The 19,937-nt window shown below is 69.5% G+C and carries 18 protein-coding genes; 9 read left to right on the top strand and 9 right to left on the bottom strand.

Features of this window, described 5'->3' with window-relative positions:
* Window positions 1-85: 85 nt before the first annotated feature.
* Window positions 86-1,471, top strand: coding sequence for a hypothetical protein (locus tag KX816_00280; GenBank protein ID QXQ06567.1), 1,386 nt, complete (start codon window positions 86-88; stop codon window positions 1,469-1,471).
* Between the two features lie 70 nt (window positions 1,472-1,541).
* Here KX816_00280 and dnaN read toward each other — a convergent pair whose 3' ends face one another.
* The 3 genes from dnaN to KX816_00265 form a co-directional block, all read right to left on the bottom strand.
* Window positions 1,542-2,654, bottom strand: a complete 1,113-nt coding sequence (gene dnaN, locus KX816_00275; GenBank protein ID QXQ06566.1) for a DNA polymerase III subunit beta — start codon at window positions 2,652-2,654, stop codon at window positions 1,542-1,544.
* An 84-nt stretch (window positions 2,655-2,738) separates the two neighbouring features.
* Entirely contained in the window at window positions 2,739-4,484 is a 1,746-nt protein-coding gene (locus tag KX816_00270) for a hypothetical protein (protein QXQ06565.1), read from the bottom strand.
* Window positions 4,465-4,605, bottom strand: a complete 141-nt coding sequence (locus tag KX816_00265) for a hypothetical protein (GenBank protein ID QXQ06564.1) — start codon at window positions 4,603-4,605, stop codon at window positions 4,465-4,467. The genes KX816_00270 and KX816_00265 overlap by 20 nt, the downstream gene beginning before the upstream one ends.
* 72 nt (window positions 4,606-4,677) lie before the next feature.
* On the opposite strand from KX816_00265, the gene KX816_00260 reads away from it, so the two are divergent.
* Complete coding sequence (locus KX816_00260; protein QXQ06563.1) at window positions 4,678-5,268, top strand: shikimate kinase; 591 nt, start codon at window positions 4,678-4,680, stop codon at window positions 5,266-5,268.
* Window positions 5,265-6,359 carry a 3-dehydroquinate synthase gene (gene aroB / locus KX816_00255; protein QXQ06562.1) on the top strand — a complete coding sequence of 365 codons (1,095 nt, stop codon included), beginning with the start codon at window positions 5,265-5,267 and terminating at the stop codon, window positions 6,357-6,359. Before KX816_00260 ends, aroB begins: the two co-directional genes overlap by 4 nt.
* Here the strand turns inward: aroB and KX816_00250 are convergent.
* Window positions 6,356-7,006 (bottom strand): glutathione S-transferase family protein, encoded by a 651-nt coding sequence (locus KX816_00250; protein QXQ06561.1) that lies wholly within the window; start codon window positions 7,004-7,006, stop codon window positions 6,356-6,358. The two genes, aroB and KX816_00250, sit on opposite strands and share 4 nt — an antisense overlap.
* Window positions 7,003-8,625 (bottom strand): alkaline phosphatase D family protein, encoded by a 1,623-nt coding sequence (locus tag KX816_00245; protein ID QXQ06560.1) that lies wholly within the window; start codon window positions 8,623-8,625, stop codon window positions 7,003-7,005. Before KX816_00245 ends, KX816_00250 begins: the two co-directional genes overlap by 4 nt.
* A gap of 65 nt (window positions 8,626-8,690) precedes the next feature.
* On the opposite strand from KX816_00245, the gene KX816_00240 reads away from it, so the two are divergent.
* Both KX816_00240 and KX816_00235 read left to right on the top strand, forming a co-directional pair.
* Window positions 8,691-8,852, top strand: coding sequence for a DUF2256 domain-containing protein (locus tag KX816_00240; protein QXQ06559.1), 162 nt, complete (start codon window positions 8,691-8,693; stop codon window positions 8,850-8,852).
* A 23-nt stretch (window positions 8,853-8,875) separates the two neighbouring features.
* The gene (locus KX816_00235) at window positions 8,876-9,670 is read left to right on the top strand and encodes a class II aldolase/adducin family protein (protein QXQ06558.1); all 795 of its coding nucleotides are present in this window, start codon (window positions 8,876-8,878) and stop codon (window positions 9,668-9,670) included.
* On the opposite strand, the gene KX816_00230 is transcribed toward KX816_00235, so the two are convergent.
* Complete coding sequence (locus KX816_00230) at window positions 9,671-10,048, bottom strand: DUF423 domain-containing protein (GenBank protein ID QXQ06557.1); 378 nt, start codon at window positions 10,046-10,048, stop codon at window positions 9,671-9,673.
* A 39-nt stretch (window positions 10,049-10,087) separates the two neighbouring features.
* On the opposite strand from KX816_00230, the gene KX816_00225 reads away from it, so the two are divergent.
* The 3 genes from KX816_00225 to KX816_00215 all read left to right on the top strand — a co-directional run bounded on the left by KX816_00225 (window position 10,088) and on the right by KX816_00215 (window position 12,713).
* Window positions 10,088-10,825 (top strand): 3'-5' exonuclease, encoded by a 738-nt coding sequence (locus KX816_00225; protein ID QXQ06556.1) that lies wholly within the window; start codon window positions 10,088-10,090, stop codon window positions 10,823-10,825.
* A 128-nt stretch (window positions 10,826-10,953) separates the two neighbouring features.
* Window positions 10,954-11,757, top strand: coding sequence for a hypothetical protein (locus KX816_00220; GenBank protein ID QXQ06555.1), 804 nt, complete (start codon window positions 10,954-10,956; stop codon window positions 11,755-11,757).
* A gap of 215 nt (window positions 11,758-11,972) precedes the next feature.
* Window positions 11,973-12,713 (top strand): SDR family oxidoreductase, encoded by a 741-nt coding sequence (locus KX816_00215; protein ID QXQ06554.1) that lies wholly within the window; start codon window positions 11,973-11,975, stop codon window positions 12,711-12,713.
* A gap of 71 nt (window positions 12,714-12,784) precedes the next feature.
* On the opposite strand, the gene KX816_00210 is transcribed toward KX816_00215, so the two are convergent.
* On the bottom strand, window positions 12,785-14,827 hold the full coding sequence (locus KX816_00210; protein QXQ06553.1) for an amidohydrolase family protein: 2,043 nt from the start codon (window positions 14,825-14,827) through the stop codon (window positions 12,785-12,787).
* Window positions 14,828-14,889: 62 nt separating this feature from the next.
* Entirely contained in the window at window positions 14,890-16,095 is a 1,206-nt protein-coding gene (locus KX816_00205) for an acyl-CoA dehydrogenase family protein (GenBank protein QXQ06552.1), read from the bottom strand.
* On the opposite strand from KX816_00205, the gene KX816_00200 reads away from it, so the two are divergent.
* Window positions 16,094-17,545: an AMP nucleosidase gene (locus KX816_00200; GenBank protein QXQ06551.1), complete on the top strand. Its 1,452-nt coding sequence runs from the start codon at window positions 16,094-16,096 to the stop codon at window positions 17,543-17,545. The genes KX816_00205 and KX816_00200 overlap by 2 nt on opposite strands.
* 432 nt (window positions 17,546-17,977) lie before the next feature.
* Here KX816_00200 and KX816_00195 read toward each other — a convergent pair whose 3' ends face one another.
* Window positions 17,978-19,819, bottom strand: a complete 1,842-nt coding sequence (locus KX816_00195; protein QXQ06550.1) for an AsmA family protein — start codon at window positions 19,817-19,819, stop codon at window positions 17,978-17,980.
* Window positions 19,820-19,937: the final 118 nt, after the last annotated feature.

The raw sequence follows: 19,937 nt of genomic DNA, 5'->3' as shown, positions 1-19,937 counted from the left end.
ACCGGGTGGGGACTGCGCCGCTGGCTGTCAACCGGGCGGCTCCAGCGGTCGGTTCTAATGCTGGCGCGCGTTGGCGACCGAGGCTATGCTGCGCCGCATGAATCTCGGGCAGCTCGGCATTCTCGTCTGGTCCGGCCGCTGGCGGATCCTGCTGTGCGCGCTCGCCTGTTTCATCGGCGCGTTGACGATCAGCCTCCGGCTGCCGAAGTCGTACGAGGCCAAGGCCCGCGTCCTGCTCGAACTCGTCCGCCCCGATCCGGTGACCGGCATCAGCATCGGCAACAAGCAGACCGAGGCCTATGTCCAGACCCAGCAACTGCTTGCCACCAGCGGCCGGGTCGGCGAGCGCGTCATCGAAAAGCTCGGCTGGGCGAGCAATCCGGCAGTCGTCGAGGCATGGCAGCAGCAGACCGGCGGCAACGGCGACATCCGGACCTGGGCGGCATCGCGCCTGCTCGGTGAAGTCGGCGCCTACCCGCTGGAGGGCGGCGGCACCCTCGAGATCGTCTATCGCGCCCCCGATCCGGAAGCGGCAGAGGCGATCGTCCGCGCCATCCGCGAATCGTACATCGAGACCGCGCTGGCGCTGCAGACCGAGGCCGCCGCGCGCCGCGCCGAGCGTTTCACGGTGCTTCTGAAGCCTGCGCAGGCAACGCTCGCCAAGGCGCAGGACGAACTGGTCAGGGCCCAGCGTGAGACCGGGACCGTGCTGACCTCGCTCGGCACGGATGTCGAAGCCGGAAAGCTCAACGACCTCGAGAGTTCGGCGATCACGACCCGTCTGCAGGCGGAGCACGATGCGGCCGAATCGGCGCTCCGGACGAGCAGCATCAGCGCGGACTCGTTGCGGCGCACGCTCGGTCAGGTCGAGCAGCAGATCGCGCTTGCCGAGCGCACGATGGGACCCGACAACCCGGACTATCAGGCGCTGATCGGCCGGCGCAACGAACTGATCCGCCAAATTTCACGCGAGATGGCGGCCATCAGGAATGCCGCGAGCATTACCGGAAATGCGGCCCGCCAACTCGCGGCTGCCCCCGAGCAGGCCTACCAAATCGAGCGCGAGCGCGTGCTCGGCCGGGCCCCGCAGAACCTCCGCATCAGCCAGGCACTGCGGCTGGTGGCGTTGCGTCAGGGCGAGGTGACGCGGCTTCAGAACAACCTCGCCAACGCCGTGCAGGCGTCCGAGCGTTCGGAGAGCGGCCTCGTCGTGATGGGAGACGTCATTACCAATCCGCGCCCGGTGGCGCCGAACATACCGTTGAACGCCGGGCTCGCGGTCGTGTTCGGCATTGGCCTCGGGTTGGCCTCGGTGCTGATCGACGGGCTGGCGCGGCGCGAGGTCCTTGGTGCCACCGACCTCGCTGGAGCGTCGGGCGTGCCGGTGCTCGCGGTGGTATCGGGGTCGCGGAAGCGCCGCGGCTGGCTGGGCCGCCTGCGGCCGCGTCGACGCGGTCCGGTCGCCGCCTGATCGGATTGCCGGCCGGCCCGATCGCTGCCCGACACGATCGCCGCCCGATCCGCCCGTAGCCTTGGCCGGGTCAGACGCGCATCGGCATCAGCACGTAGAGCGCCTCGGAATCGTCCTTCTCGCGGATCAGCGTCGGGGCGGCGGCGTCCGACAGGTGGATGTCGACCTGGTCGGCACCGATCTGCCCGAGGATGTCGAGCAGGTAGCGGTAGTTGAAACCGACCTCGAACTCCGGCGAGCTGTAGTCGGCGGGCACTTCTTCGGCCGCAGTGCCGTTCTCGGGTGAGGTGACCGACAGCGTGACCTTGTCGCGGCCCAGTGCGATCTTTACCGCGCGGGTCTTCTCGGTGGTCGCGATCGCGGCGACGCGGTCGACACCCTCCGACAGGCTGCGGACATCGATCTTGAGCAGCTTGTCGTTGCCCTGCGGGATGACGCGGCTGTAGTCGGGGAAGGTCCCGTCGATGAGCTTCGAGGTCAGCGTCGCGCCGGCAAGCTTGAAGCGGATCTTCGACGCCGACAGCGACACCTCGACCGCGCCGTCGGCCTCGTCGAGCAGCTTGCGGATTTCGGCGACGCACTTCCGCGGCACGATGACGTCGGGCATGCCGGCGGCACCCTCGGGCCGGTCGATCTCGAGGCGCGCCAGCCGGTGGCCGTCGGTGGCGACGGCGCGCAGCTTCGGGCTGGTGCCATCGACGACGTGGAGGAAGATGCCGTTCAGGTAATAACGCGTCTCCTCGGTGGAGATCGCGAACCGGGTCGCGTCGATGATCTTGCGGAGGTCGGACGCCGGCAGCGTGAACACCGTCGGCAGGTCGGTCTCCGCGATCACCGGGAAGTCGTCGCGCTTCAAGGTCGCGAGGCTGAACCGGGCGCGGCCGGCGACGATGGTCATCTTCTCGTTGGCGACCGCGAGCTCGACCTGCGCGCCCTCGGGCAGCTTGCGGCAGATGTCGAACAAGGTGTGCGCGCTGACCGTGGTCGCGCCGGGCGTCGCAACGGTCGCGGCGATGGTCTCGACGACCTGGAGGTCGAGGTCGGTGGCCATCAGGCGTAGACCGTCCTCGGTCGCCTCGATCAGCACGTTCGACAGGATCGGGATGGTGTTGCGCCGCTCGACCACCGACTGGACGTGCGCCAGGCATTTGAGCAGCGTCGCGCGTTCGACAGTCGCCTTCATTCTAGTCCTCTGAAATCCCCGGTGCACCGTGACTATAGCGGCGCGAACGGCGCGGGGTAGCGGATTAATGCGGGGTCGTCACCGTCAACCGCGCGTCGCCGCCTCGGCCATCAGCAGGCGCGCCTCGAGGTGAAGTCCGACCCGCTCGTAAGCCGCGACGATCGCGCCGAATTGCCCCGGCGGCACGGCGGTCCAGTCGCACTGGAGGCCGGTCGCGGCGAGCACCGCGACCTCGCCGACGCGCCCTGCGGCAGCGGCGGCGGCGATGGCGCGGGACCAGCTGTTCGACGCGGCCGCGACCCCCAGGTCGCGGCGCGCGCTCGCCCAGTCGCCGCGGGTTCGCCCGGTCGCATCGAGCCCCGCCAGCAGCAGCCGGGCCCGGTGCTTGTTGGCGTCGGCGCTTTGCCAGGCTTCGAACAGCTCTGGCGTCACCGGCACGACGCCACTTCCGGCCAGCAGTCCCCACGACCTGGCGCGGGCGCTGTCGTCCTTCTGCACCATTTGCCACCACGCGGCCGCCCGGTCCTCGTTGCCGGCGGCAAGCAGCGCAGCGATCACGTCCGGCGCATCGGCGGAATGGGCCGCGTCGACGGGCAGGCGCGCCGCCGGGAGTGCGGTTTCGAGCAACGCCGCATAGCGCCCGCGCGCGTCCTTCGGAGCCTCGCGGATCGCCTTCAGTGCGGCGTAGCGGTCGGCCGCCGAGGCGGAGGCGAAGGCGGCGCGGAGGTTGGCGGAGGGCGAGGCAGTCAGCGCGTTGCCCTCGGCGCCGGTCGCCGCGCTGATCGTCGAGACCAGTTCGCCCGCCGACGCGATGCCGATTGCGGCCGCGGGGACGACCGCCGCCAGCCGCGCCGCGTCGCTGATCCCGGGCGCGCGCAGCACCCAGCCGGCGCGGACCGGACCGAAGCCGGCGAGCCGCTCGTCGGGAATGCGAACCCCGGCGGCGACCGCGATACCGAAGCGGTACGGGGTCAGGCCGGGGGCGGTCTCCCACTCGATGTTGGAAGCGCGGCCGTTGCCGCCGGACAGCGTCGCGATGCGCTCGCCGAGCTGGAGGTCGAAGCGGTCGACCTGGCCGCGCGCACGCAGCGCGTCGAAGGTCGCGGCGCTGGTCAGGTCGTCGCCCGACATGCCGCCGCACATCCCGACCGCGAGCCGCCACAGCGGGTCCTGCGAGACCGCGGTGCCGGTCTGCGCCAGCGGGCACAGCCCGGCCGGGTCGGCGGCAGCGAGGTGAGCCTGGCCCGCCGCCTTGTAGAGCAGCGGCGAGAAGCGATCGACCGGCACCGCGTCGACCAGCAGCACGGCGCCGTCGGCCTCGCCCATCCGGGTCAGCAGCGCGGCGCGCCACGCCACCCAGTCGGCGGGCGCGATGCCCTCGGGCGCGGCGCTCTGGCTGAGCAAGGCGCGGCGCAGCACGATGTGCGCCCAGCGCGACGCCAGCGGGGTGTTCACACGTTGCATCAGCGCCGCGACGAAGCGCCCGTTGGAACCCTGGAACGCGGCCATGCCGTAGCCGCCCTGCGCCAGCGTCAGCGGCCCGGCGACGTCGATCGCCGCTCCGGTCGCGGCGGGCAGGTCGAAGGCGCTCGGCGCGGCGGCGTCCTCGGTCGGGGTCTCGCCGCCCGAGGCACCGAGCGACGGCGCGGCTTCGTCGCCCGGCGGGGCCGCGTCGCTCGTATCGGGTTCGACGGGCGGCGGCGCCGTCGGCGCATCGGGCAGCAGTTGCTGCGGGCCGTCGGCCGGCTGGCCGATCACCGGCCACGCCGCCGCGAGCGCGCCGCCGATCAGCGCCGCCGCAAGGGCCGCGCTAGGGAGCCGACGGTGCATTCGGCAGCAATTTCTCGACGTGGGTGACGGGCGCCGGGACATCGGCGGTGGCGAGGTAGATCGCGCCGGCGACGACGATCAGCGCGATCACGACGAAGATCCAGAAAATCGTCCGACCCATCATAATCCTCAAGTCAGTGGCGCCAAGCACCGGTTTGGTGCGCCGGTCGCGCGGTGTATAGCGAGCGCCGCGATGCAGTGCGATGCGAAAATCCCCGAAGACGCCGCGGTGCCCCCGGAAGGGCGCCGTAATCGGCGCGCGCCGCACCCGACCGTCGTGCTTGTCGGCTTGATGGGGGTGGGTAAATCCACCGTCGGCCGCCGCCTCGCGGTGCGCCTCGGGCTGCCTTTCGCCGATGCCGACACCGAGATCGAAACCGCTAGCGGGCTGTCGGTCGCCGAGATCTTCGAACGTTACGGCGAGGCGCATTTCAGGGACGGCGAGCGTCGCGTCATCGCCCGGCTGATCGAGGGCCCCGCCAAGGTCATCGCCACCGGCGGCGGGGCGTTCATCCAGGACGACACCCGCGCACTGATCCTCGAACGCGCGGTCGCGGTGTGGCTCGATGCCGACATCGCGACTTTGGTCGAGCGTGTCGCGCGGCGCGAAACCAGGCCCCTGCTGAAGGGCCGCGACCCCGGCGAAGTGCTGGCCGAGCTCGCCCGGGTGCGCAACCCGATCTACGCCGAGGCACCGATCCACATCGCGTCGAAACCGTCGCCGCATGACTTCACGGTGAGTGCGATCCTCGCCGCCCTCGAACAGCACCGGAGCAAGGCTTGATCACCGTCGATGTCGCGCTCGGCGACCGTGCCTACCCGATCCACATCGCCGGCGGGCTGCTGGCTGAGGCGGGCGCGCACATCGCCGCGCTCGGCGGCAACCGGCGGATCGCGGTGGTCACCGACACCAACGTCGCGGCGCTCTACGGGGAGGCCTTCACCGCCAGCCTCGCCGCCTGCGGGCTGACCGCCGAACTGATCGTGCTGCCCCCCGGCGAGGCGAGCAAAAGCTGGATGAACCTCGAACTGGTCGTCGAGCGGTTGCTGGCGCTGGGCGTCGAGCGGGGCGACTGCATCGTCGCGCTCGGCGGCGGGGTGATCGGCGACCTGACCGGCTTCGCGGCGGCGATACTGCGGCGCGGCGCGCGTTTCGTGCAGGTCCCGACGACCTTGCTCGCGCAAGTCGACAGTTCGGTCGGCGGCAAGACCGCGATCAACGCGCTGGCGGGCAAGAACCTCGTCGGGGCGTTCCACCAGCCCGCGCTGGTGCTGATCGACCCGCAGGTGCTGGCGACCTTGCCGGATCGCGAGCTGCGCGCCGGCTATGCCGAGGTCGTCAAATACGGCCTGATCGCCGATGCGGCGCTCTTCGACTGGTGCGATGCCAACGTCGCCCGGCTGATGGCCCGCGACCCCGAGATCCTTGCCGAAGCCATCGCCGCGAGCTGCCGCGCCAAGGCCGTGACCGTCGCCGCCGACGAGCGCGAGACCAGCGGGGCGCGCGCTTTGCTCAATCTCGGCCACACGTTCGGGCATGCCTTCGAGGCGGAGGCGGGTTTCTCCGACCGGCTGCTACACGGCGAGGCGGTCGCGATCGGCATGGCGCTGGCGTTTGCGTTCTCCGCCGAGCAGGGCCTGTGCAGCGACGGCGACGCCGCGCAGGTCCGCGCTCACCTGATCGCGGCGGGCTTGCCGGTGGACCCACCCGGCCCCGGACCGGCGCCGCTGCTCGTCGACTTCATGCGGCAGGACAAGAAGATGGCGGCGGGCAAGCTCGCCTTCATTCTCGCGCGCGGTATCGGGCAGGCGTTCGTGGCGAAGGACGTCGACCTGGCAACGGTCGAGGCGTTCCTCGGGCGCCGGCTCCCCTAGTCGCGGTCGGGTGCGCCGGGCGGAAAATATTTCCGGTAAGGCCGCGCCTCGTCAACCGCGCGCGCCATCGACGGGCGCGCCAGCAAGCGGCGCCGATACGCGGCCAGGTTTGGGAAGCTCGCGTCGATCGGCTGCACCCAGTCCGCATAGAACAGCGCCGGTGCCGCCGCGCAGTCGGCAAGGCTGAAGCTCCCCGCCGCCCACTCCTGCCCGGTCAGCTTCGTGTCGAGCCAGGCGTAAGCGGTGCCGAGGGTCGCCCGCGCTGCCGCGACCGCCGTGGCGTCGCGCTCGGCTTCGGGACGCATCGCGTCGGCGACAATCGTCTGCATCGGGGTCATCACGTAATTGTCGAAAACACGGTCCATCGCCCGCACCGGCAGCGCCGCCACCGGATTGCGCGGCACCAGTTCGACCGGGCCGGGATGATGCAGGCAGAGGTGCTCGACGATGATGCTCGCTTCCGCCACCGCATGTCCGTCGTCGACGAGAAGCGGGAAGCGCCCAAGCGGCCACAGCGCCTTCAAGTCCGCCATCGCCGCTTCGCCCTCGAGCGTCCGATACGCGAACGGCGTCGCGTTTTCGTACAGCGCGATCAGGACCTTCTGGCAATAGGATGAGAACGGATGCGCGTGGAGTTCGAGCGTCACACCAGCTCCATGACGTTCCGCCCGCGCCTGGCCACCGCGGCTTGACCCTTGCTCGTCGCGGTGCCGGGCACTTTCACGTCGGCCATGAACACCCAGTCGGCGCGGGCCGCTTCGGGGGTGAAGCTGACGGTGACATAGCCCCGCCGCGCAGTGTCGCACCATTTCAGCTCCGGGTTTGCCGCAACCAGCCCGGCGGCGACGACCAGCGGATCGGCGGCCAGCGCGGACTCGTAGCCGGGCGAGGTCACGCCCTGCCCGGCGAACTCGACGCCTGCCGGCTTGCCGCCGTGGGCGAGGTCGTTGGCCCAGGCGTTGTGGCTGTCGCCCGAGACGACGACCAGGCTCGTCCCCGCCTCCTGCGCTGCCGACAGCAGCCGGTTGCGCGCCGACTCGTAGCCGCCCCAGCTGTCGAGGTTGCCGGGCAGGCCGACGCTCGCCGCTGCGATCCCGGCCTGAACGTAGCCGAGCGCTTCCTTGCCTGGGTTGGGGCCGAGCCAGTCGGCGGCGGCCTTGGGCGTCACCTGCTTGCCCATGACGATCTGCTGCGCCAGCAGCTGCCACCGGGCGCCACTCCGCACCGACGATTTGAGCTCGTCGGTGACCCATTTCTCCTGCTCGAACCCCATCAGCGTGCGCTTCGGATCGCTCCACGCACCGTCGCGGAAGGCGATCAGGCCCTCCTTGCCGCCCTTGAGCGCCGGCACGAGGTCAAGCTGCTTCTCGCGCCCCTCGACGCGGGTATCGAGCACCAGCAGCGTGACCAGGTCGCCGATGTCGTAGCGGTTGTACGAGCGCTCCGCGACCGGGAGCCACTCGTGATAGGCTTGCTTGGCGTGGGCCTTGCGGTCCTCCCACGGGCCCTCGTCAGGCTGGTGATTCTCGGCGCCGCCGGTCCACGCATCGTTGGCGAACTCATGGTCGTCCCAGATGCTGATCATCGGGAAGTTGCGGTGCAACGCCAGCAGGTCGGGGTCGGTGCGGTAGTCGGCGTAGCGCGTCCGGTAGTCGTCGAGCGCGATCAGTTCGTTGAGCGGCTTCGGCACCCGAGCGCCGACTTCCTCTGCCACCGTCGGATAGATGCCGCGCTTGTACTCGTAGAAATAGTCGCCGACGTGCACGATCAGGTCGAGGTCGGCGCGCGCGGCGGCATGAGCGTAGGCGTTGAAATAGCCGAAGCCCTTGTTTGAGCAGCTGAACACCGCGATGTTGAAGCGGTCGACCTTGCCCTGCGGCAGGGTCCGGGTACGGCCGACCGGGGAGACGCTGCCGTCGAGGCCGGTGAAGCGGTAGAAATACCATTTGCCCGGGGTCAGCCCGGTGGCGCGGAGCTTCGCGCACCAGTCGGACGACGCCGCCGCACTGCCCTCGGCGCGGGCCACGATCCGCCCGAAGCCGGGTTCCTCGGCGACCTCGACAAGGAGCGGCACGGGAGCGTCGCCGCTGCCGACAAATCGCGTCCACAGCAGGACGTTGTCGTGGCCGGGGTCACCGCTCGCGATGCCGTGGGTGAAGCCGCGCGCCGGCAGCAGCTGCGCGAAAACGCCGGCGGGAAGCGCCGCCAGCCCTGCCCCCGCGAGCCCCAGCCGCACCACCGACCGTCGGTCGAACTCGTGGAACATCGCGCGTCTCCCAGTGACAATCCGGCGCTTCTAGGCAGCGGATATGACGCTTATGTTGCTAAACCATGCCCCGGATGCGCGCCAAGTCCGATTTGCCGTCCAAGCTTTGCGCCGCCTGCGGCCGGCCGTTCGCATGGCGCAAGAAGTGGGAACGCGACTGGGACAACGTGCTCTATTGCTCCGATAAATGCCGCGCTTCCCCTAAGCGTCAAGTCGGCGCAGACTGACACAAAGTCTTGGGAGAGAGTCGATGGCCACGCAGCTTAAGCCGGTTGATGATAGCAAGGGCAGCGTCAGCCTCAAGGACAGCGTCAGCGCCGAGGAGTGGGCGATCCGTGTCGACCTCGCTGCCGCCTACCGGCTGGTCGCGCTGTACGGTTGGGATGATCTGATCTTCACGCACCTGTCGGCGCGCATTCCCGGCCCCGAGCACCACTTCCTGATCAACCCTTACAACCTGATGTTCGAGGAAATGACCGCCTCCACGCTGGTCAAGATCGACGTCGAGGGCAAGCCGGTGCTGCCGACCCCGTACATCGTCAACGCCGCCGGCTTCACCATCCACTCGGCGATCCACATGGGCCGTGACGACGCGATGGCGGTGATGCACCTCCACACCAGCAGCGGCCAGGCGGTGGCCGCGCAGGCGGAGGGGCTGATGCCGCTGACCCAGACCGCGATGCTGATCCGCAACGAGGTCGCCTACCACGAGTACGAAGGCGTCGCGACCGACCTCGAGGAGCGTGCGCGGCTGGTCGAGGACCTCGGCACCAAGGACGCGATGATCCTGCGCAATCACGGCACGCTGACCGTCGGCGCCAGCGTCGCGCAATGCTTCATCAAGATGTATTTCCTCGAACGCGCCTGCGATGCCCAGATCAAGGCGCTGTCGGCGGGGCCGGGCGGGCTGTACAATCCACCACAGGGCACCCCCGAGAAAGCCGCCGGCCAGGGGAGCGCGGGGCTCGGCATGATCGCCGACCGGCTCGCGTGGCCGGCGCTGCTCAGGAAGCTCGACCGGATCGACCCTAGCTTCCGCGAATAGTCAGCGGATCGGTGGTCTAAGCGCCACGACCGCCAGCCACGCCCAACCGGCGATCATCGCGGTGCCGCCGATGGGTGCAAAGGCAGCGCTCCAGCGCGGTGCCCCGAGCGCCAGCGCGTATAGGCTCGCGGCAAAGACGAAGCTGCCCGCCGCCACCAGCCACGCCACGGCGCGCACCCTCCGCTCATCGCGCCAGCCGAGCAGCGCGAACACCGCGGCCGCCTGGGGCAGCTGGAAGGTCACGCCGGTATTGATCCACTGCTTCGCCTGCGGATCAGTGATGCCGTGCGCCGCGAACGCCCCAATCGCGATTGCCAGCAGGCCGTTAAGCGCCGCGAGCGCGGGCAGGGTCCGGCTTGGCGTCTGAAGGTCACTCATCCCCTCGCTATCGGCCGCGACACTTGCCATATCAAGCACATGCGTAGCGTGCGTGTTATCGACCTCGAAACCACCGGCAATCGTCCGCCAGCCCATGGGGTCTGCGAGATCGGCTGGCAGGACGTCAGCCTCGTGGGCGATGCGTGGATCGTCACGGCATCGCGCGGCAGCAGCCTCGTCAATCCTGGTCGCACCATCCCGGCAGTGACGCAGGCCGTCCACCACATCATCGACGAGGACGTCGTCGGCGCGCCACTGTGGCCCGATATCGCTCCGGACGTGATGCGCGGCCACCTGGTCCTCGCCGCCCACCGCGCCAGCTTCGAGCAGCGCTTCTGCACACCCGCGCTGACCGGCGGCGCACGCTGGATCTGCACCTGGAAGTGTGCGCTGCGGCTGTGGCCGGGCAGCCCGTCGTTCTCGAACCAGGTGCTGCGCTACTGGCGCAAGCCGCGCGGCCTCGACCGCAACCTCGGGCTGCCGGTCCACCGCGCGCTGCCCGACGCCTATGTCACCGCGCACCACCTCCGCGACATGCTGGCGGAGGTCAGCGTCGAGCAGTTGCTCGAATGGAGCGAGCTGCCAGGATTGCTGCCGCGAGTCGTCGCCGGGCCCGACCGCGGCAAGGCGTGGAGCGAACTCGGCAGCGAAGCCCTCGCCACCTGGGTCCGCGACCGCGACGAGGACGTGCGCTATTCCGCCGCATTCGAGCTGGCGCGGCGTGGCGGGACCGAGCCTGCTCCGCCGCCCCAGCCACAAGGTCAGTTGTTTGCCTGAGCGGCCTTCGCGACTAGTCGCGCGGCCTTCGACGTTAACCACGCCGTGCGTGCGGGGGAAACCGGCCGCGCCAACGTATTGGACCCTGGTTGCGGTGCAGGGTCGCGGCGTCTAGTCGGTCCAGCCAAATGCGTTCGGCGTCCTATCAGCTTGCGTCGGACGAAGGTCGCGCGCCCCTCAGCCGGCGCGCCATCGCGCTGGCGATCGTCATCATCGTCCACTGCCTGCTGATCGCAGCGCTGATCTACGCCGCCCGCGTGCGCGTCCAGCCGCCGATCGTCGAGGCCGCGATCCAGATGTTCAACCTGCTGCCGCCCGCCGAGCCGCACGTCGCCAGGGCCCCGAAGGCGCGCGCCAAGGCCAGCGGCGGTGCCGCGCCGCGCTCCCCGACCAAGGCCCCCAAGACCCTCAAGCCGCCGCCGACGCCGCCGCTGGTGCCGCTGAACGAGTCCTTCGACCTCGCCAAGGTGCCGCAGACCCCGAAGGCCCCGGAAAGCCAGACCGCGGGCGAGACCGCCGGCATCGGCACCGGCAAGAGCATCGGCCCGGTCTATGGCCCGGTGCTGGGCAAGAGTACCGGCCCCGGCGGCCAGACCCTGTACGCGGCCGAGTGGTTCCGCCGACCGACCCACGCCGAGCTCGACACCTATATGCCGCACGCTCCGCAGGACAGCTGGGCCGAGATCGCCTGCCGGACGATCGACCAGTACCGCGTCGAGGACTGCACCGAGCTCGACGAATCGCCGCCCGGCTCCGGCCTGTCGCGCGGCCTGCGCCAGGCGGCGTGGCAGTTCCGCGTCCGCCCGCCGCGCATCGACGGCAAGCCCCAGATCGGCACCTGGGTCCGCATCCGCATCGACTTCACCCAGGTCAAGGAAGGCGACGACGAGGAGTCCGAGCGGGTTGCCCGCAAGATCGGGCCGGAGCGGTAGCTCGGGGTGCAGGCACCGGGGTGGCCGCATTGCTCTGCGCTTAGTTCAAGGACCGGGAAGCGGCACCGCCGAACTTGGCGGTGGGCACATGTGACTCTTGCGGGCGGTTTGCCGACTGACGGGTTTTGGCTGACGGGTCTTGGACCGGGTGCGCTGGTAAGCTGCGCCTCCACTGCCTACGCTCCGCATATCATGATCGATCCTTGGGAGATGGAATGCGGGCACTAGAGGGGAAGGTCGCCCTTGTGATCGGCGGTACGCGAGGTATCGGCGCGGCCGTTAGTCGAAGGATGGCCGCCGATGGCGCGTCTGTTGCGATCATCTATTTGAGCCGTTCCGTAGACGCGGAGAGCTTTGGCAGCGAGCTGCGCGGCACCGGCACCGCCGTCCAGATGATCCAGGCCGACGTGAGCGATCCAAAGGCCCTTTCCGACGCTATCGACGAAATTGTCTCGCATTTTGGTCGGCTCGACGTGCTGGTGAACGTCGCCGGCATGGCAATCGTCGGCCTGCTGGACTCCTACGCCGACGACGCATTCGACCGGATTTTTGCCCTCAATGTCAGGGCACCCTTCCTCGCATCGAAGCGAGCGTCGAGCATGATGGACGCAGGAGGCCGCATTATTACGATCGGTAGCATCGTGGCCGACCGGATGCCCGGTGCGGGAGGAACACTCTACGCGGCCAGCAAGGCAGCGCTTGGAGGCATGACACGTGGCCTCGCGCGTGATCTGGGCGCACGAGGGATCACGGTCAATCTTGTACAGCCGGGACCGATCGATACGGAACGCAATCCCGCAGAGGGTCCCAATTCCGCTGCCAATCGGACACCGCTAGCAATTCCCCGCCACGGCACGACCGATGAAGTCGCAGGTCTGGTAGCCTATCTGGCATCGTCAGAGGCCGGCTTCGTCACCGGAGCGACCTACAATATCGATGGCGGGTGGAGTGCTTGATGAGTGACCGTTTTGGGGGCGCCAACGGCGACACCCGGTAGCGGACTCGTCACAACGCAGCGAACCCTCGCCTACTTCGGCATCCCCGAAAGCCCGCTCGCCTGCCGCAGCGCCGCGCCGTCGAGGCGGTAGCCGTCGAGGAACACGGTCTCGACATGGCGGAGGTTGCCGAGGTCTTTGGACACATCGCCGTCGACCAGGATGATGTCCGCGGTCTTGCCGGGCGCGATCGAGCCGGTGCGGTCGTCCATGCCGGTCATCCGGGCCGGGATGATCGTCGCGGTCTGCAGCGCCTCGACGTTGCTGAGGCCCGCCTGCTGGTACAGTTCGAGCTCGCGGACCAGCTCCAGGCCGTAGCCGTCGGTGCCGGCGACGATGGGCACGCCCGCGTCGTGCAGCTTGCCGACCAGCCCGATCATCTTGGCGAAGCTCTTGCGGAAATCGTCGCGGGTGACGTTCTCGAACAGCGGGTAGCCGCCGGTCTTCCAGCTGCGGGTAACCGCGGGCGGCGAGACCGCGGCGAACGCTGCATATTCGGGGGCGATGGCGCTGCCGTCGGAGGTCATCAGCGGCTCCCACACGGTCAGCGTCGGGTCGATGATGGTCTTGCGCTGGCCCAGCTCGGCATAGAACGCCTTCATCGCGGGTGAGTCGAGGTCGACGTCCTTGCCGTACTTGGCCGGGCCCTCCAGCCGCGCCGCGGTGTTGTCCTTGTCGACCACCGCCTGCGGCATCGCCTGCATCATGATGAAGTTGATGTGGGTGATCTCGTCATAGCCGGCGCGCACCGCGTCGAGCGGGCGCATCCCGGCGGGCACGTGGCCGTGCACATGGAGGCCGAGCTTGTGCGCCTCGGCGGCACCGGGGGCGATCCACGCCGGATTCATCGAGGTGTAGAACTTGGCACCCCACAGGCCCGCCGCCTTGATCTTGTCGACCGCGGCAACCGTTTCAGCCGCCGACGTAACGGTCAGCCCGCCGTTCGCCGCAAGCGGCCCCTTCTGGTCAATGATCACCGAGATCTTGCCGTCGGGGGCGAGCAGGTCGCCGGCGGCGCGGCGCTTGTAGAGGCTCAGCGCGTCGTCGATCTCCGACCCCGGGCTGCGGTAGTTGGTCATGCCGGTCGCGACGTTCTGCAACAGGTTCCAGTCGTCGCCGCCGACGTGCCGGTGCGAGTCCCACAGGCCGGGTGTCAGGGTCTTGCCGCGTCCATCGATGACCGTCGTCCCGGCGGGCACCTTGATCGATCCGCCCGCACCGACCGCCTTGACCTTGCCGTCGACGATCAGGACGGCACGGTCCGGCAGGTAGCTCCCCGCGACCGAGTCGAACATCAGCGCGTGGTCGACCAGCGTCGGGGTGCGGTTGGCCGGACTCAGGAACCGGTGCGCTACATCGCGCACCATGTCGGCGGTCGCCTTGTCCTGGATGTCCTTCAGCCTGAGGTTGTTGCCCTCATAGCCATCGGGCAGCAGCGAGACGGTGCCGGCATTGCCGAAGAAGCGGTTGTCGCTGTCGAGCCACACCGGCGAGGGCGAAAAGCCCCAGCCGCTGATGAAGGCGAGCTTGACGGTCTTGGCGCCTTGCGGCCCGGTAACCTGCACCGGCGATCCGATGGCGATACTGGCATGGCCCGTCGGCAGCAGGTCGAGGCCCTTGTCGCCTGCCGCGACCAGCGCATCGACGTCGAGCTCGCCCGCCAGCCACGCGCCGCCGTAGGTGCTGTAGTACCGGCCGCCGGAGGGCGCGGAGCCGGAGTCGACGACGGTCTGCCAACGGGCGACGCCGCCGGTGTCGACGCTGAAGACCTCGGTCGCATCGCCGTTATCGGTGAAGCCGCGGACCGTGACCGCTGTCGTCCGCCGGTCCTTGCCAATCCTCACCACCTCGTCGACTTCGGTGATCCAGCCGCGCATGTTCAACGACATGCGGTAGGCGACGCTCCCGTCCGGCATGGTCCATGACCAGTTGTCGCCGTGCTTGCCGGCGCTCGAGCTGACCACGTAGTGGCGCGCCCCCGCCGGCGGCGTCATCAGCTGCTCCTTGGGCGTCGGTGCCGCGGTGGCGATCGACGCAACGGTGGCAAGCAACGACGCAAGCATCATTCGGCGCATTTACGGACCCCCAGTAAGAACGGGGGCACACTGCTGCGCCGCGCGACCGAGCGCAATGGGCGCTAGTTCGTCTCGCGCATCAGTTCCCGCGCGATGATCACCCGCATGATCTCGTTGGTGCCTTCGAGGATCTGGTGGACGCGGAGGTCGCGGTAGAAGCGCTCGACCGGGTAGTCCATCAGGTAGCCGTAGCCGCCGTGGAGCTGCAGCGCATGGTCGGCGATGGTCATGCCGGTGTCGGTGGCGAGGCGCTTGGCCATGGCGGCGAAGCGCGTCTTGTCGGGCTTGCCTTCGCCGACGCGGGCGGCAGCGGCGTAGAGCAGCGTGCGCGCTGCCTGCAGGTCGGTCTCCATGTCCGCCAGCTTGAACTGGGTCGCCTGGAAGTCGGCGATCGCCTTGCCGAACTGGGTGCGGCCACGGGTGTAGGCGATGGCCTCGTCGAGGCAGCGCTGGCCCCCGCCCAATGAGCACGCGCCGATATTGAGGCGGCCGCCGTCGAGGCCCGCCATCGCGATCTTGAAGCCCTCGCCCTCGACGCCGACCAGGTTCTCGGCGGGCACGCGAACCTCGTCGAAATTGACCTGCGCGGTCGGCTGCGAGTGCCAGCCGAGCTTGCGTTCCGGCGCACCGAAGCTGACGCCGGGCATGTCCTTCTCGATGACCAGGCACGAGATACCGCGCGGGCCGGGCTCGCCGGTGCGGACCATCACGACGTAGACTTCGTTGACGCCGCCGCCCGAGATGAACGCCTTGGAGCCGGAGACGACGTAGTCGCCGCCGTCCTTGACCGCGCGAGTCTTGAGCGCCGCCGCGTCCGAGCCGGAGCCGGGCTCGGTCAGGCAGTAGCTGGCGATGCGCTCCATCGGCACCAGGCTGGGCAGGTACTTGGCCTTGACCGCGTCGGCGCCGAAGCCGTCGATCATCCACGACGCCATGTTGTGGATCGAGATGAAGGCGGAGGTGCTCGGGCAGCCATAGGCCATCGCCTCCATGATCAGCGCCGCCTCCATCCGCCCGAGGCCGATGCCGCCCTGCTCCTCGCTCACGTAGATCGCGCCGAAGCCGAGGGCCGCGGCCTCCTGGATGGTCTCGCGCGGGAAGACGTGGTGCTCGTCCCAGTGCGCCGCAAACGGCGTGATGCGGTCGGCGGTGAAGCGCCGCGCCACCTCCTGGATTTCGCGCTGGTCGTCGGTGAGGTCGAATTGCATGAGGAGCTGTCTAGCGCGCCGACTTTGCCGCGTCACCTGACTGCGGCTATACGCGTGCATGACCGCAAGCGCTGAGATCGTCGACCGCCTGACCGCCATCCATCACGCCGCGACCGAGGCGCTGCGGACCGCGCTGCGGAATTACATCGAGACCGGCACCCCGCCAGACCCCGGCCAGCGCACGCTCGGCGACTTCGCCTACCCCGAATTGCGGCTGAGCTATGCGGGCGGCGGCGCGCCCCGGATGATCCGGGCCTATGCCCGCCTCACGGTGCGCGGCCAGTATGCGACGACCATCACCCACCCAGAGCTGTTCCGCGACTATCTGATCGACCAGCTCGACCTGCTGTCCGCCGACTATGACGTCGAGATCGAGGTCGGGCGCTCGAACGTCGAGATCCCCTACCCCTATGTCCTCGACGGGGCCGACGACCTGCGCCTCGATGCCGCCGCCGCGCAGACGCTGGCCCAGCACTTCCCGACCACCGACCTCAGCCACATCGGCGACGAGTTGCCCGACGGGCTGTGGGACGGATCGCTGTCCGAGATTCGCCCGCTGGCGCTGTTCGACGCGCCGCGCACCGACTTCAGCCTGGCGCGCCTCAAGCACTACAGCGGCACCCCGGCGGGCGACTTCCAGCAGTACATCCTGCTGACGAATTACCACCGCTACGTCGACGAGTTCGTGCGCTGGGGGTGCGCGCAGCTCGGTACCGACAGCCCCTACGAGACGCTGTCGTGCAGCGGCGGCGCGGTGATCGGGCGCGAGCCGGACGGCGTCGGCCCCGACCCCGCCCGCGCCATCGCCGACGGCGCGTGGCGGCGACACCAGATGCCCGCCTATCACCTGACCGCGCCGGGCCGCGCCGGCATCACGCTGGTCAACATCGGCGTCGGCCCGGCCAACGCCAAGACGATCTGCGACCACCTCGCCGTGCTCCGCCCCGAGGCATGGCTGATGATCGGCCACTGCGGCGGGCTGCGGCCGAGCCAGGCGATCGGCGACTATGTCCTCGCCCACGCCTACCTCCGCGACGACCACGTCCTCGACGACGTGCTGCCCCCGGAGATCCCGGTCCCCGCCATCGCCGAGGTCCAGCTGGCGCTGCAGGAAGCTGCCGAAGCCGTCACCGGCGCGCACGGCGACACCCTGAAGCCCCGCCTCCGCACCGGCACCGTGGTCACCACCGACGACCGCAACTGGGAGCTGCGCTTCAGCCGCTCGGCGCTGCGCTTCAACCAGAGCCGCGCCGTCGCGGTCGACATGGAGAGCGCCACCATCGCCGCGCAAGGCTACCGCTTCCGGGTCCCCTACGGCACGCTCCTGTGCGTCTCCGACAAGCCGCTGCACGGCGAGATCAAGCTGCCCGGCCAGGCCAACCGCTTCTACGAGGGCGCGATCAGCGAGCACCTCCAGATCGGCATCGAGGCGGTCAAATTGCTCCGCGCCGAGGGCCCGCGCCTGCACTCACGGAAATTGCGCGCGTTCGCCGAGCCGCCATTCCGTTGAACGATCGCGAAACGACGCCTGGGGAAGTCGCAGCGACGGTTCGGGTTTCGCCTCCAATATGAACGAGAGTTGTCAGAGTTTACACCCTCGAAGACTTTCCGAATGCGAGCACGTCACTTTCCGGCGGTTCAGAAATTACCTGTTTAGCTGGTGCGGCTTGACCATCTTGTACCAGATCGGATCCGTGTAGGACAGTTTCGATCGTCGCTGGGTCATCGCGAGCTGTGCTGGCTGGAACCAACATTGTCATCCCCGCGCAGGCGGTCACCCCTGAACACCGGGTTTGGGGTGCAGGGCGGAGGGTTGGGCATCGTTGCAGCAGCCGGTGTTCATGGGTCCCCGCCTTAGCGGGGATGACAGCTGAGGGGCGGGGTAAGCGGCGAGGTTGCCGGCGGGTCGAAGTATCGATGCCGAGCCGCTGGTCCGCTGAGGCTAGCGCAGCGCCGCCGCGGCGAGCGCGTCGCACGGCGCGTCGGGGACGGCTTCGGCGCGGCCTGCGTCGCCGCGGGTCTTGAGGCTCTTGATGACCTCGCCGATGCGGCCGAGCAGGCTTTTCTTCGGCGGCGAGCGGTCGACGGGCACGACGTCGAAGGTCGGCAGCGCCAGCGTCCCGCCGACGTGGATCGGCACCGTCGACTGGATGATGTCGGGGTTCTTGGAGCGGCCGGCGAGGGTCAGCGCGATGCCCTCGGTGCCGAGGTCGACGGTGCCGCTGCCGCCGGCGCGCATGACCTCCGTGTCGAGAACGAGGTCGCCCGCCGTGACCTGCCCGCCGCGCGCCGTGAAGCGCCCGATGACGCAGCGGATCGGGGTCATGGCGTCGCGATCCTTCGACAGCGCGATGCGCGCGCCACGGACGACATCGCCGGCGCCGAGCGTCGCGACGCTGAGCCGCATCGCGCCGCCGCGCGACACCAGCCCGATCGTGCCGTCGCCGCGGCCCAGCGCCTCGCGGACGCTGCGCCCGGTGCCGTGCAGCCGGATGCGCCCGTCGAGCGGCGCGGTGGCGTACTTCGCCTCGGTGAAGATGTCCTCGATCCGGCCGCCGTTGAGATCGAGCGTCACCGTCAACTTGGGGTCGCCGCTGCGGTGGTCGACGACCAGCACCCCGCCCAGCGTGCCGTGGACCAGGGTCGCCTCCACCGGCTTCACGGTCAGCAGCCGGTGGTCCATCGTCAGCGTCGCGTGCAGCCCGACGAACGGGCTCTTGCCCTTCATGACGAGCTTCCTGGCGTCGAAGTGGATGACACCGTCGGTGCGCGCCAGCTTCTCGAAATGGATCGCGGTGTTGGGCAGGATGCGCTTGCCGGTGCGCTTTTCCTCGGCTGCCGCGCGGGCCTGTTGCTCGTCGGACGACAGGTCGTCGAAATTGAACCGGTTGGAGGCGATGCGCCCGTCGAGGACGCTGCGCCCGTCGCGCTTGCGCACCGTCAGCGAGCCCGCGAGGTCGGACTGGCCGATGGTGCCGCCAAGGCCGGTGACGATCCAGTCGGGGTTCTCGTGGCGCACACGGGCGACGAGGGCGTAGTCCTGGGTCGCGGGAACCCCGGCCTGGATGACGTCGTCGAGGTATTTGAGGTCCTTGCCGCTCGACCTCACCGTGGCCGTGAAGTGCCCGGTGTCGAGGACATGGTCCATGGTGCCGCTGCCGTCGAGCCGCACCAGGTCGGACTGGAGCGCGACGCGGAACGGGTAGGGCGCGGCGGGGTCGATCTGGTCGAGCTTGCCGGCGACGACCTGCATTTGCACCGGCTGGCCGCGCAGGGTGCCCGAGCCGGTAATCACAACGCCGTGCGCGGCATCGGCAGCGATGCTGGCGCTCAGCACGACGTGGCGCTTTGCATCGGCGAGATGCAGGCTCGATCCGGCAATGCGGAGGTGACGGAGCTGCGGGGGCGTCGACGCGGCCCTGTCATCGCCGGCCTTCTCGTCGCCCTCCCAGTTGGTGCGACCATTGCCGTCGCGGACGAGTTCGAGCTTCAGCCCGTCGATGTCGAGGTCGATCGGCACCAGCTTGCCGCGCAGCAGCGAGAGCGCCGCGAAGCGCAGCCGCACGCTGTCGACGACTGCCATGTCGCCCCGCCCGGCCCAGTCCGGCTGCGCGACACGAACCCCGGTCAGGCGCACCACCGGCTCGAACGAAAAGCTGTCGACGCGCTCCAGGCCGCCGATGACAACCGGACGCCCCAGCGACGCCGACAGCGCCCGTGCGAGCGGCCCACGCAGGATGCCGAGCGGGAACGCCGCCACGACGACGGCCAGGACGACCAGCATCGCCACGACGATTGCGGCGATCCGCGCGGCAAGCGGCAGCGAGGACGAGCGGCGGCCTGGACTGGGCGTGGCGACGAGGGGTCTCCTGTGGCGGCGGCCGGTATTGCCGCAGGAACAG

It is taken from the genome of Sphingosinicellaceae bacterium (assembly GCA_019285715.1).
Classification (GTDB): Bacteria; Pseudomonadota; Alphaproteobacteria; order Sphingomonadales; family Sphingomonadaceae; genus Glacieibacterium.
The sequence above is the reverse complement of the archived record's forward strand: the minus strand, read 5'-3'. Positions and strand labels throughout refer to the sequence as shown.